The sequence below is a fragment of the Orlajensenia leifsoniae genome (assembly GCF_004570845.1).
Lineage (GTDB): Bacteria > Actinomycetota > Actinomycetes > Actinomycetales > Microbacteriaceae > Orlajensenia > Orlajensenia leifsoniae.
Genome location: NZ_SPQZ01000004.1, coordinates 339,861 through 353,625 on the forward strand (window position 1 = coordinate 339,861; position 13,765 = coordinate 353,625).

The 13,765-nt window shown below is 70.3% G+C and carries 9 protein-coding genes; 7 read left to right on the plus strand and 2 right to left on the minus strand.

Annotated features, from left to right (window positions below; translation table 11 throughout):
- Positions 1-9 precede the first annotated feature (9 nt).
- From E4M00_RS12545 to E4M00_RS12565, 5 genes are all read left to right on the plus strand, one after another.
- Positions 10-2,064 carry a beta-galactosidase gene (locus tag E4M00_RS12545; protein WP_135120845.1) on the plus strand — a complete coding sequence of 685 codons (2,055 nt, stop codon included), beginning with the start codon at positions 10-12 and terminating at the stop codon, positions 2,062-2,064.
- Between the two features lie 4 nt (positions 2,065-2,068).
- Positions 2,069-3,217, plus strand: a complete 1,149-nt coding sequence (locus E4M00_RS12550) for a glycerate kinase (RefSeq protein WP_135120846.1) — start codon at positions 2,069-2,071, stop codon at positions 3,215-3,217.
- 57 nt (positions 3,218-3,274) lie between these two features.
- Complete coding sequence (locus E4M00_RS12555) at positions 3,275-3,868, plus strand: hypothetical protein (RefSeq protein ID WP_135120847.1); 594 nt, start codon at positions 3,275-3,277, stop codon at positions 3,866-3,868.
- A gap of 65 nt (positions 3,869-3,933) precedes the next feature.
- A complete protein-coding gene (locus E4M00_RS12560) occupies positions 3,934-4,284 on the plus strand; it encodes a GntR family transcriptional regulator (protein WP_135120848.1) in 351 nt (116 codons plus the stop codon).
- Entirely contained in the window at positions 4,281-5,342 is a 1,062-nt protein-coding gene (locus E4M00_RS12565) for a DUF1648 domain-containing protein (RefSeq protein ID WP_135120849.1), read from the plus strand. The genes E4M00_RS12560 and E4M00_RS12565 overlap by 4 nt, the downstream gene beginning before the upstream one ends.
- A 37-nt stretch (positions 5,343-5,379) precedes the next feature.
- On the opposite strand, the gene xylB is transcribed toward E4M00_RS12565, so the two are convergent.
- Together xylB and xylA are read right to left on the minus strand one after the other, a co-directional pair.
- Positions 5,380-6,780, minus strand: a complete 1,401-nt coding sequence (gene xylB, locus E4M00_RS12570) for a xylulokinase (RefSeq protein WP_135120850.1) — start codon at positions 6,778-6,780, stop codon at positions 5,380-5,382.
- A 171-nt stretch (positions 6,781-6,951) separates the two neighbouring features.
- Complete coding sequence (gene xylA / locus E4M00_RS12575; protein WP_135120851.1) at positions 6,952-8,139, minus strand: xylose isomerase; 1,188 nt, start codon at positions 8,137-8,139, stop codon at positions 6,952-6,954.
- A 101-nt stretch (positions 8,140-8,240) separates the two neighbouring features.
- Between xylA and E4M00_RS12580 the strand changes: the two genes are divergently transcribed.
- A complete protein-coding gene (locus E4M00_RS12580) occupies positions 8,241-9,272 on the plus strand; it encodes a LacI family DNA-binding transcriptional regulator (RefSeq protein ID WP_135120852.1) in 1,032 nt (343 codons plus the stop codon).
- A 142-nt stretch (positions 9,273-9,414) separates the two neighbouring features.
- Positions 9,415-13,701 carry an endo-1,4-beta-xylanase gene (locus E4M00_RS12585; RefSeq protein ID WP_135120853.1) on the plus strand — a complete coding sequence of 1,429 codons (4,287 nt, stop codon included), beginning with the start codon at positions 9,415-9,417 and terminating at the stop codon, positions 13,699-13,701.
- Positions 13,702-13,765 lie beyond the last annotated feature (64 nt).

Below are 13,765 nucleotides of genomic sequence, written 5' to 3' on the forward strand. Positions count from 1 at the left end.
AGGCTTTCGATGCACTACGGCGGCGACTACAACCCCGAGCAGTGGCCCGAGGAGATCTGGCCCGACGACGTCGCACGGATGAGCGAGGCCGGCGTCACGATGGTGAGCCTGGGCATCTTCTCGTGGTCCCGCCTCCAGCCGGCCGAGGGCGAGTTCGACTTCGGGTGGCTCGACCGGGTGATCGAGCTCCTGCACGCCGGGGGCATCGCCGTGGACCTCGCCACCGCCACGGCGTCCCCGCCGCCCTGGGCCATGGCCGCCTATCCCGAGATGCTGCCGCGCACGGCCGACGGCGTCGTGCTCGGGCCGGGATCGCGGCAGGCCTACGCTCCGTCCTCACCCGTGTACCGCCGGCTGGCCGCGGAGCTCGTCACCCGTCTCGCCGAGCGCTACGGGCGGCATCCGGCCGTCGTGCTCTGGCATGTCAACAACGAGTACGGCTGCCACGTCCACGCGGACTACTCGGATGCCGCCCGCGATGCCTTCCGCCGCTGGCTCGCCGAGCGGTACGGAGACGTCGGGCAGCTCAACGCGGCCTGGGGCACCGACTTCTGGTCGCAGCGCTACGGATCGTTCGACCAGATCCTGCCGCCACGGACCGCGCCCTACTCGTTGAACCCCGGGCAGCTCCTCGACTTCCATCGCTTCACCAGCGACATGCTGCTGGAGTGCTACCTGATGGAGCGCGACATCATCCGCGCCGCCGGGGCGACGCAGCCGATCACCACCAACTTCATGGGGCCGTTCAAGCCCGTGAACTATCCGCAGTGGGCGCAGCACCTCGACGTGATCACCGACGACTGCTACCCCGATCCGAACGACCAGGAGAGCTTCCGAGCAGCGGCGTTCGCGCGCGACCTCATGCGCTCGTTGAAGCCCGAGGTGCCGTGGCTGCTGATGGAGCAGGCGACCAGCGCGCTCAACTGGCGGCCGAGCAACGCGCCCAAGGCACCGGGTCAGATGGCCGCGCTCAGTATGCAGGCCGTGGCGCGCGGTGCCGACGGCATCATGTTCTTCCAGTGGCGGCAGTCGAGGGCCGGTGCCGAGAAGTTCCACTCGGCGATGCTGCCGCAGGCCGGAACCGACACCCGCACCTGGCGCGAGGTGGTGGCGCTCGGGGCGGAGCTGGCGGCCTTGGCGAGACTCGCGGCGCAGCCGGCGGCGGGTGGCGGGCTTCCGGCGGGCTCGCGCGACGCCCGCGTCGCCCTCGTTCTCGACTGGGAGAACTGGTGGGCGATCGAGAATCCCGACCACCCCGTCGTGCTCGACCACCTCGCGCACGTGCAGACCTGGTATGCGGCCGCGCACCGGCAGCACGTCCAGGTGGACATCGTGCAGCCCACCAGCGATCTGACCGGGTATCGCGTGGTCATCGCCCCGCAGCTCTACCTGCTGGCGGCATCCGGAGCTGCCAACCTCACCGACTTCGTCGCCCGTGGCGGACACCTGCTCGTCACGGCGTTCTCCGACGTGGTCGACGAGTGCGATCGCTTCCGTGACGGCGGCTACCTCACCCAACTCGGCCCGGTGCTGGGCGTGCGCGTCGAGGACTTCGGCGCTCTCGTCGCCCCCGGTGCGCCCGAGTCGGAGCCCGGGGAGCGCTTCGTCGAGGTCGAGACCGCTGCCGGAGTGTTCACCGGCACCCTGCTCGCCGAGGAGATCGGGGTGACGGATGCCGAGGTGCTCGGCCGGTTCATCGGCGGACGGTCGGATGGACGGCCGGCGCTCACGGTCAAGGCTCATGGCGCCGGTGGCGACGCCGCAGGTCGTGCCTACTATCTGGCGACGGTGACGGATGCCACAGGAGCAGCCACGGTGCTCGGCGAGGTGTTCGCCGGCGCCGGCGTCGAGCCGCTGCTGTCCGGCCTGCCCGAGACCGTCGAGGTCGCTCGCCGCGGCGACGTGCTGACGCTCATCAACCACGGCAGCCAGACCGCGCGCGCCGCGGTGTCGGGTGTGGACCTGCTGACGGGGGCATCCGTCGATCAGGTCACGCTCGAGCCGTTCGGATACGTGCTGCTACGCATGCCGGCTCAGGCCGGCGCCGACGGCCGGGAGGATTGACCTCGTGGCCGTCATCGTCATCGCCCCCGACTCCTTCAAGGGCACACTCGGTGCCGCGGATGCCGCCCGCGCCCTCTCCGACGGCTGGGCCACCGTGCGCCCGGCCGACGAACTGCGGCTCGTGCCGATGGCCGATGGCGGCGAGGGCACGCTCGACGCCTTCGAGCTCGCCGTGGCCGGGTCCCGCCGCATGCCGGTGGTCGTCGACGGACCCGATGGGCGCGCCGTCGAGGCCTCGTGGTTGTGGCTGCCCGCGGCAGGCGGGCACGGGCCCACAGGAGTCGTCGAGCTCGCGAGCACCTCGGGCATCACGCTCCTCGATCCCCTGCTGCCGTTCGATGCCCACAGCTTCGGCTTCGGCCAGGCCATCGCCGCTGCCCTCGATGCCGGCGTCGATCGCCTGCTCCTCGCCCTCGGCGGCAGTTCGTCGACGGATGGCGGAGCCGGCGCCCTCGCCGCGCTCGGCCTCGACCTGAGCGACGCGGCCGGGCGCCCGATCCGCGTCGGCAACCGCGGCCTCGCTCACCTGGCGGCGATCGAGGCCTCCGGTCTGCGCCCGCTGCCCGCTGGCGGCGCCGTCATTCTCAGCGACGTCGACAATCCGCTGCTGGGGGAGCGCGGCGCTGCCGCCGTGTTCGGTCCGCAGAAGGGGGCGACCCCGTCGCAGGTCGAGGGGCTCGAGCTGGGTCTGGCTCGCTGGGCCTCCGAGGTGGCGGTCTCCGACCTGCCCGTGCGAGCGGATGCCGCGACTCCGGGCGCCGGTGCCGCAGGCGGCACCGGATTCGGCCTGCTCGCCTGGGGCGCGACCATCGCCCCAGGCGCTGCGGCGGTGGGGGCGGCACTGGGGTTGCCCGCCGCGCTGGCGGGGGCATCCGTCGTCATCACGGGCGAAGGCCGGTTCGACTCCCAATCGCTGGCGGGCAAGGTGCCGTCGTACGTGCTGGATGCCGCCGGCTCGGCCTCGAGCTCGCTCGGTGACCGGCCGCCGATCGCCGTCGCCCTGGTGGCCGGAGCGATCGAGGGAGACGCCGCCGTGTTCTCGGCAGCCGTCTCGCTCACCGACCTCGCCGGCGACAGCGCAGCGGCGCGCGCTCATCCGTCCCGGTGGCTGCGGGATGCCGGTGCGAGGCTGGCGCGGCAGCTCACGGTGTGAGAGCCGATTCCACGCGCGGTCTGTTGCTCGGATGGCTCGCAGCGCCATAATCTCGGCATGACCGAGACGTCTGCAGCCCCGACATCAGCGCCATCCGCCAGCGGCACCCCGTCCGCGGTGCAACTCGCCGGTGGGCTGCCACGCTGGATCGCCGTGTGGTTCCTCATCTCCTGCGTCATCCAGATCTACGACGCGCTGTTCGTCTTGACGGAGCCGCTGTCGGATGCCGGCAACACCCTCGGCTGGTTCTGGCCGGGGCACCACCTCTACGCCGAGTACGACCATCGCTACGCGGCCTTCGACGCCTTCGGCAGCGCGCAGAGCTGGCTGAACATCGTCGAGGCGGCGGTGCTCATCATCGCGCTCGTGTATCGGCGTCGGTGGAGCGGGGTGGTGATCGGCCTCATCGTGAGTGTCGCCACCTTCTGGAAGACCGTGCTCTACTTCGGCGTCGAGATCTGCAGCAACCTCGAGTACACCAGGCACGTGCTCGACTCCGGAGACGCGAAGGGCTTCCTCGCCATCGTGATCGCACCGAACGCGGTCTGGATCATCGTGCCCGCGATCGTGATCGTCGTGCTCGGCTGCCGCGTATGGCGCGTGGGAGCGGCCCTCGGCGCCGACCCCACCTCGGGGCGAGCGCCTCACTGAGGGCGCTTCGGCCGCGGACTAGTTGGGCGCTAGTTGTTCTATTGAAAATAGAATAAGCTGGACTCATGATCATCCGCATCGATCCGGCCTCGGCCGTTCCGCTCTTCGAGCAGATCGTGCGTGCGGTGCGCTCCGAGATCCTCGGAGCACGGCTGGCCGCCGGCGACCGCCTGCCGTCGGCGCGGGAGCTCGCGACCTCACTCGACATCAACCTCCATACGGTGCTGCGCGCCTATCAGGAGCTGCGCGAGGAGGGGCTCATCGAGCTGCGTCGAGGTCGCGGCGCCGTCGTCATCGGCGGCCCCGACCTCGGGGTCGTGCAGCGGATCATCGCCGAACTCGGCAGCGAGGCTCGTTCGCGCGGCCTCGCCTCGGACACTGTGATCGCCCTGGTCAGAGAGGAGCTCAGTCGATGAGCAACCCCGGCAACCCCAGCAACCCCGGCAACCCCGGCAACCCCAGCCCCCGCAACCTCGCCTCCGCGTCGGCGGCCGCCGTCGACAGGGAGAAGCGCTCCGAGCGCCGCGTCATCGTGCTCGTGGGTCTCGTGCTTCCGCTCGTCGTGATCGCGGCATCCGTCGCCCTGATGATCGCCTGGCTGCCGCGCCTGCCCGATCCGGTGGCCACGCACTGGGGTCCGAGCGGCGAGCCCGACGGCTTCGGCAGTCCGTGGGCGGCCATCGGCCTGCTCGCCGCCATCGGCGTGGTGTTCTCGGGGCTCATGACCTACACGGCCGTGCGCGCCGTCGCTCGCGGAGCTGAGCCGGCATCGGTGCGCCTGACCGTGGTGTTCTCGCCCGTGTTCGCCGTGCTGCTGAGCGTGATCATCGCCGGATCACTCGGATTGCAGGTCGACCTCGATGACGCCACCGAGGCGGGCGATGTCTTCTGGGTCTTCCTCGCCGCTGCAGCTGCCGCCGCCGTCACGGGCGTTCTGACCTGGCTCGCTCTCCCCTCTCGTGGATCTAACCCGCCGACCCCGACCCCGGAACCCGCGGTCACTCTCGAGCCCGGCGAGCGAGCGGTCTGGACGCGGACGGTCTCGGCGCCGCGCCAGGTCCTCGCCGTACCCGTGGCGGTCGGCGCGCTGGGACTCGTGCCGGTCTTCCTCGACCCGGAGATGTGGTGGTCCAGCGCGCTGCTGATCCTCCTCGCCGCGCTGATCGCGCTGGTGCTGGTCGCCCGAGTCACCGTCGACTCATCGGGACTGGTCGTGCGATCGCTGCTCGGATTCCGGATGCTGCGCGTGAGGCTCGCCGACGTCGTCTCCGCAGCGTCGGTCGAGGTCGACCCGGTCGCCGAGTTCGGCGGGTGGGGCATGCGGTTCGACTCTCGAGGGCGCCGCGGGGTGGTGCTCGCGTCGGGCCCGGCGATCCAGGTGGAGCGGTCCTCCGGCGGCCCCATCGTGGTCACCGTGGACGACGCCGCCACGGCCGCCGCGCTGCTCAACGGTCTCGTGGCACGCGCTCGCTGAGGGGTCGCGGCGCTTCGGCCGCGGACTGCGTCCGGGTCTAGCGAGCAGCAGCTGCGGCGTACTGCTCCCGGATGACCGGGCGCGTGTCGAGCGGCACCTCCGCCTCGATCGCCAGCGCCCACGTCGGGCGCGACCCCGTCAGAGCCCACGCGGCCTGGCGGGCGGCGCCATCCGCCACGTATTCGCCGGCGGCCGGCACCACGACGGGCACGTCGAACACCTGGGCCGCGACGGCGCGCACCGCAGGGTTCTGGGCGGCGCCGCCGATGAGCAGCAGCCGGGTCGCCGTCACGCCCTGGCCCCGAACGGCATCCAGCCCGTCGGCGAGTCCGCACAGCATGCCCTCGATGGCCGCGCGCGCGAGAGTCGGCCGCGTCGTGCTGGCCAGGGTGAGTCCCGAGAAGGTCGCCGTGGCGTCGGGCAGGTTGGGGGTGCGCTCGCCCTCGAAATAGGGAACGAGCACGGCCCCGGATGCCGCAGGCTCGGCCTCGAGCGCCAGGCGGCCGAGTTCGGCGTGAGAGACGCCCAGCACTCCCGCGACGGCATCGAGCACGCGCGCAGCGTTCAGCGTGGCGATCAGGGGGAGGGCGTTGCCGCTCGCGTCGGCGAAGCCCGCGACGGTGCCCGAGGCGTCTGCGGTCGGGGCATCCGTCACAGCGAACACCGTGCCCGACGTGCCGATCGAGACGACGACATCGCCGGGCTGGGCGTCGAGGCCGAGGGCGGCAGCGGCGTTGTCGCCGGCGCCGGCGCCCACGACGATGCCGTCGGGTGTCTGGCCTGCGCGGTCGGAAGGGCCGAGAACCCGGGGGAGCACGGCGTCGTGGCCGAGCGCACGCACGAACAGCTCGCGGTCGTAGTCGCCCGTCGTGGCGCTCCAGTATGCGGTGCCGCTGGCATCCGACCTGTCCGTCGTCAGTTCCTCGAGCACGGGCCCGAGCGGCGACTCGCCGACGGGCCCGAAGCCGCGTAGCCGCCAGGTGAGCCAGTCGTGGGGGAGCGCGACCGCCGCGACGCGAGCGGCGGCCTCCGGTTCGGCATCCCGCAGCCAGCGCAGCTTGGTGGCCGTGAACGAGGCGACGGGGACGACGCCGGTGCGTCGGGCGTACTCCTCGGCGCCGACCTCGGCGATGAGGTCGAGGGCGGCCTGCGCCGAGCGGGTGTCGTTCCAGAGCAGAGCGTCGCGGATGACCCGCCCGTCGGCGTCGAGCACGACCATCCCGTGCTGCTGGCCTCCGATCGAGATGGCCTCGACCCCGTCGAACCCGCCGGCATCGCTGAACGCCGACAAGAGGGCGCCCCACCAGGCGGTGGGGTCGACCTCGGTGCCATCGGGATGCGGCGCCCTGCCCGAGCGCACGAGCGCTCCGGTGGTGGCGTCGCGGATGACGACCTTGCAGGACTGCGTCGAGGAGTCGACGCCGGCGACGAGAGTCATGGGTTCACTCTTTCAGGGACGGTGTGCACGATTCAGGCCGGACCGCCTCGAGCAGGCTCGATTCGGCGAATCGAGCCTGCCGGGCAGAGACCAGCCTGAATCGTGCGGACGGCAGCGAACGGCAGCGAACGCCAGCGAACGCCAGCGAACGCCAGCGGACGCTAGCGGGCGCTAGCGGGCGCCCAGCAGGTGCTCGGTTGCCAGCTGCTGCAGCCGCACGAAGCCGAAGCCCTTGCCGCCGAGGTAGGCGTCGGCGTCGAAGTCCTCGTAGGAGGCGCGGTCGGCCAGCAGGTCGTCGTAGCTCTCGCCGGCGCCGAGGGTGGGCTGGGCGAGCTCGGGAACGCGGGCGGCGGCCAGCGCCTCCTGCACCTCGGGGTCGGCGCGGAAGGCCGCGGCACGCTCCTTCAGCAGCAGGTAGGTGCGCATGTTGGCTGCGGCCGAGTCCCAGACGCCGTTCTCGTCCTCGGTGCGACTCGGCTTGTAGTCGAAGTGGCGCGGGCCCTCGTAGGACGGGCCGCCGTTGGGGCCGCCGTTCTCGAGCAGGTCCACGAGCGCGAAGGCGTTGTGCAGGTCGCCGTGGCCGAACACGAGGTCCTGGTCGTACTTGATGCCGCGCTGGCCGTTCAGGTCGATGTGGAACAGCTTGTCGTGGTACAGCGCCTGGGCGATGCCGGCGGCGAAGTTGAGGCCGGCCATCTGCTCGTGCCCGACCTCGGGGTTGAGGCCCACGAGCTCGGGGCGCTCGAGGGAGCTGATGAAGGCGAGGGCGTGACCCAGGGTCGGCAGCAGGATGTCGCCGCGCGGCTCGTTCGGCTTGGGCTCGATGGCGAAACGGATGTCGTAGCCCTTGTCGGTGACATAGTCGCCGAGCAGGTTCACGGCCTCGCGGTAGCGCTCGAGGGCCGAGCGGATGTCCTTGGCCGAGTCGTACTCGGCGCCCTCGCGGCCGCCCCACATGACGAAGGTCTTGGCACCCAGCTCCGCGGCCAGGTCGAGGTTGCGCAGCACCTTGCGGAGCGCGAAGCGACGCACGGCGCGGTCGTTCGAGGTGAAGCCGCCGTCCTTGAAGACCGGAGCGCTGAACAGGTTCGTGGTGACCATCGGCACGATCAGGCCGGTGTCGGCGAGCACCTGCTTGAGACGGTCGATCTGGGTCTGGCGCTCGGCATCCGTCGACCCGAAGGCGAACAGGTCGTCATCGTGGAAGGTGAGGCCGTAGGCGCCGAGCTCCGAGAGCTTCTCGACGGCATGCACCACGTCGAGCGGGTTGCGGGTTGGGCCGCCGAAGGGATCGGTGCCGTTGTAGCCGATGGTCCAGAGGCCGAAGGAGAACTTGTCGGCGCGAGTGGGGGTGGTCATGTTCCTGCTCCTCGATGAACGGAATTGTTGTTAAGAACAACGTATAGCGACGGATGCCGCAATGCAACCACGCCGATAGTTTCGAAAACTATGATCGAAACATGACGACAGCCCACACCGATGATCGCGTCACCCTCGCCTCCGTCGCCGAGGAGGCCGGTGTCTCGCTGTCGACGATCTCGAAGGTGCTCAACGGGCGGGCCGATGTCGCTGCTGCCACCCGGTTGCGCGTGGAGGAGTTGCTGGCGCAGCGCGGCTATGCCCGCCGCGGCGCCGGAACGGCCGCGAAGGCCGACCTCATCGAGTTGGTCTTCCATGAACTCGAGAGCGTCTGGTCGATGGAGATCATCACCGGCGTCGAAGCCGTCGCCAAGGAGCACGGCCTGTCGGTGGTGCTCACCGAGAGCGGCAGCAGGCACGCGCCCGACCCGGCCTGGGTCGAGGGCGTCATGCGTCGCCGACCCGTCGCCGTCGTGCTCGTTTTCTCCGGCCTCGCACCCGAGTACCGCGAGCGGCTGCAGTCGCGCGCCATCCCCTTCGTCATCATCGACCCGGCCGGAGACCCGTCGCCCGACGTGCCGTCCGTCGGATCGGCGAACTGGTCGGGAGGGCTCCTCGCCACCCGCCACCTCATCGAGCTCGGGCACACGCGCATCGCCACCATCACCGGACCCGAGGACATGATGTGCTCCCTGGCCCGGGTCGACGGCTACCGCTCGGCCATGAATTCCGCCGGGCTCGACGTCGACCCCGACTGGGTGCGCTTCGGCGACTTCCACGTGACGGGCGGACGCTCCCACGCCGCCGAGCTGCTCTCGCTGGAGAACCCGCCCACGGCCATCTTCGCCGGCAGCGACCTGCAGGCGCTCGGCGTGCTCGAGGTTGCTCGATCGCGCGGCCTGCGCGTTCCCGAGGACCTGTCGATCGTCGGTTACGACGACATCCCGCTGGTGCAGTGGGTGAGTCCGAGGCTCACGACCATCCACCAGCCGCTGCGGCGCATGGCCGAAGAGGCGACGCGCATCGCCATCCGGATGAGCACCGAGACGTTCACGGGGACTCCGCGCATCGACCTGGCGACCAACCTCGTGGTGCGCGAGAGCACCGCGCCGCCCGCCCAACCCGCTCGCTGAGCTACCCGCTCGCGCACACCCGTGGCGTCTCGAAACTATCGGCATAATTTCGTAACGTTTCGATAACGACCTGACCCCCTTTCAGGGCTGGCGCATATGTTGGCAATCTCCACATATCTCCCAGCGCAAAGGGGCGCTTCTGATGCAACGTCGCACATTCGGAGCCATCGTCATCGCACTGGCCACGGCCGGGATGGTGGTCGGGCCGATCTCACCGGCATCCGCCGCACCCGTCACCGTGAGTTCCGTCGATTTCGAAGACGGCACCACGGGCAGCTGGACGCAGAGCGGGGGAGGCGCCGGAACCGTGAGCGTCGTCGACGACGCTGCCGGCAAGGTCGCCCAGATCACCGACCGGGCTGCCGACTACGTGGGCCTGCAGAGCCCCACGGGCATCTTCGAGCCGGGAGCCACCTACGCGTTCAGCATGAGGGCGCGCCTCGCACCCGGCGTTCCCGGAAGCGTCGGAGTGCGCCTCGTCATGAAGCCCGCCTACACCTGGATCGGCAACACCACCATGACGGCGGATGCCTGGACCACCGTCAGCGGCGAGTACACCGTGCCGGCCGACGCCGACCCCGCAGCGCTCCAGGTCTACATCGGCACGGCAGACCTCGCTCCGGCGGCGCCGTACAGCTACCTCGTGGACGACATCCTCGTGACGACGACGGATGCCGACCCCGGCCCAGACCCCGATCCCGACTTCATCCCCGGCGGTGCCCCGAACCCCGTCGCCACCCCGGTGACGCTCGCCCAGGGCAGCGGCGACGTGGCCGCGCTCACCTTCGACGACGGCCCGAACCCGGGCACGACGCCGGCGTTGCTCGACTACCTGAAGGCCAACGAGCTGCACGCGACGTTCTGCGTGATCGGCCAGAACATCACCGCTCCGGGCGGAGCCGAGCTGCTGAAGCGGATCGTCGCCGAAGGACACACCCTCTGCAACCACTCCACGAGCTACGACGACATGGGCGGCCTGTCCGCAGCGGCCGCGGAGGAGCGGATGAAGGCGAACCTCGCCACCATCCGCACCGCACTCGGCGACCCCGACGCGAAGGTGCCGTTCTTCCGGGCCCCGAACGGCTCCTGGGGCCAGACCGCCGCGGTGGCGGTCGCTCTCGGCATGCAACCGCTCGGCGTCGTCAACACGATCAACGACTGGGAGACGCAGGACGTCGACACCCTCACCACGAACCTGCGGGCCGCGATGAAGCCCGGACAGGTCGTGCTCGCGCACGACGGCGGCGGCGACCGCGCCGGCACTCTCGCGGCCGTGAAGACCGTGGTCTCCGAGCGCCTCGCCGATGGCTGGACCTTCAGCCTCCCCGTCGGCGCCCCTGCGGCATCCGGCGGCGAGAACGTCATCGACACCGACTTCGAGGACGGCCTCGACGGCTGGGGGCCGCGCGACAGCGGTTCCGGAGCTCCGATCGTGGAGACGACGGATGCCGCCGCACACGAGGGCGAGTTCTCGGCATCCGTCACTGAACGCACCTCGCAGGGAAGCGGGATCGGCCGTGACATCAGCGGGATCCTGCAGACCGGAACCACCTACGACCTCACGGCCTGGGTGCGCTTCGGAGACGGGCAGCCGACCGATGACGTCTGGCTGAGCATGGCGCGCACGGTCGACGGCTCCACCAGCTACTCGACCCTCGCGCAGTTCGCCTCGGTCGCGAACGACGGCTGGACCGAGGTGACGGCCACCTTCCAGATGGGCGCGGCCGACTCGGCGCTGCTGTACTTCGAGACCGACTACAACGGCACCAACATCTCCGACCTGTACGTCGACGACATCGTCGTGAGCGTTCCCGAACCGTCTCAGGTGCAGGACCTGCTGCCGATCAAGGACACCGTCGACTTCCCGGTCGGCGTCGCCATCGACAGTCGCGAGACCACCGGGGCGGCATCCGAGCTCCTGCTCAAGCACTTCGACCAGGTCACCAGCGAGAACTACATGAAGCCGGAGGCCTGGTACGACGCGAACGGCGTCTTCACCTCCAACGCCGAGGCCGACACCCTCATGTCGTTCGCCCGCGACAACGACCTGAACGTCTACGGGCACACGCTCGTGTGGCACAGCCAGACACCGGCCTGGTTCTTCCAGGGCGACGGGGGCGCACCGCTCACCACCGGCGCCGCCGACCAGCAGGTGTTGAAGGACAGGATGCGCACGCACATCTTCAGCGTCGCGCAGCACCTCAGCGACACCTACGGGGCCTTCGGCAGCGATACCAACCCGCTGTACGCGTTCGACGTCGTGAACGAGGTGGTGTCGGATGCCGCGGACTCGGCCGACGGACTGCGACGCAGCGAGTGGTACCGCATCCTCGGCGAGCAGTTCATCGACCTGGCCTTCCAGTACGCGAACGAGGCCTTCAACGGCGAGTATGCGGCGGAGGGCGTCGAGCATCCGGTGACGCTGTTCATCAACGACTACAACTCGGAGCAGGCGGGAAAGCAGGCCCGCTACCACGCTCTCGTGCAGCGCCTCCTCGAGCGCGGTGTGCCCGTCGACGGTGTCGGCCACCAGTTCCACGTGAGCCTGTCGCTCCCGGCGAGCACCCTCGGTGAGGCTCTCGTCGCCTTCGAGGACCTCCCCGTCACGCAGGCCGTGACGGAGCTCGACGTCACGACGGGCACGCCGGTGACCCAGGCGAACCTCATCGAGCAGGGCTACTACTATCGCGACGCCTTCCGCTCCTTCAGGGAGCACGCCGACGACCTCTTCTCCGTGACCGTGTGGGGACTGACTGACGGCCGCAGCTGGCGAGCGAGCTCCGGCGCACCGTTGGTGTTCGACGACGGGCTGCAGGCCAAGCCGGCCTACGACGGCATCGTCGACGGCGACCTGGCGCCGCGCGTGCGCACGGCGAACGTGTTCCAGGGCGACGTTCCGCTCACCGGCGAGGCGACGTCGTCTCCCGAGTGGGACCGCCTGCCGCTGCTCCCGATCGAGGACCGAGGCTCGTTCCAGCTCCGTTGGGCGGCCGACCACCTCACGGTCTACGTGAACGTCGACGACGCCACACCGGCTGAGAACGACGGACTCGAGTTCGAGGTCGATGGCGGTGTCCGGCGCATCTTCACCGATGGGATCGGCGACATGGACGGCGTCTTCACGCCCCGCTCCGGCGGTTACGAGGCGGTGGTCCAGATTCCGATCACCGCCGCACAGGGGGAGACCCACAGCTTCGACGTGCGCATCCTCGACGAGGGGAACGCCGCCGCCGGCTGGAACTCGCCGGGCGCCGTCGGCACCATCACCCTGCTGGAGCCGCTGTCGTTCCTCGAGGTCGTGCAGGCGGCATCCGCACCGACCATCGATGGCGAGATCGACGATGCCTGGACCGACGCGAACGCGGTGACCACGGACAAGCAGGTGGTGGGAACCTCGGGTGCCACCGCGACGGTGCGAACGCTCTGGCGCGACCAGACGCTGTACGTTCTGGCCGAGGTGGCCGACCCCGTCGTCGACGTGTCGGGATCCGACCCGTGGATCCAGGACTCGGTCGAGATCTACGTCGATCCCGGCAACGCTAAGAACGGCACCTACCGCTACGACGACACGCAGATCCGCATCAGCGCGGCCAACGCCGTGTCGTTCGGCACCGGCGACGAGGCCTTCCAGGCGAACCGGGTGCAGAGTGCCACGGCGCTCGCCGACGGCGGCTACGTCGTCGAGGCCGCGGTGAGCCTGCTCGAGTACGGCGGCATCGACACCGTGCACGGCCTGGACTTCCAGGTGAACGATGCGGCGGCCGGGGCACGCACCTCCATCCGCAACTGGGCGGACCCGTCGGGCGTCGGCTACCAGTCCACGGCGCGGTGGGGCGTCGGACAGCTGGTGGCCGGCGCTGTGGCGCCTCCGGTCTCGCCGGTGAACACCGTCGCTCCGGCGATCAGCGGCACCGCGCTCGTGGGGAGCAGGCTCACCGCGACACCGGGAACCTGGGACACCGAGGGGCTGAGCTTCAGCTACCAGTGGCAGGTCGACGGCGTCGACGTCGTCGGCGCGACGAAGGCCGTCTACACCGTGCGGAAGACAGATGCCGGTTCCGCTCTGACCGTCGTGGTCACAGCCGCGAAGGAGGGCATGACCTCGGCCACGGCGACCTCGGCCGCCGTGACTCCGAAGGCGCCGTCGGCCACGACCCTGTCGTTGTCGCGTCTGCTCGCCTTCTCCTGGCAGACCACGAAGGCGACGGTGAAGGTCTCCTCCAGCGAGTCCGTGGCCGGGGGCACAGTGCAGCTGAGCATCAACGGGAAGACGGCGGGAGCGCCCGTCGCCCTGAAGGCGAACGGCTCAGCCACGATCACTCTGCCGCCGCTCCGCTCGGGAATCCACATCGTGCGGGCTGAGTTCAGCGGGGTGGGCTCGGCTGCGAGTTCGGTCAGCAACCCGTTCCCGCTGCTGCTCCTGTTCTGATCGGTCGCTCGCGCAGGGTGCGCAAGCCCCCTGCGCGAGCGTCGCTGCGGCGGTAGCGTGGCGG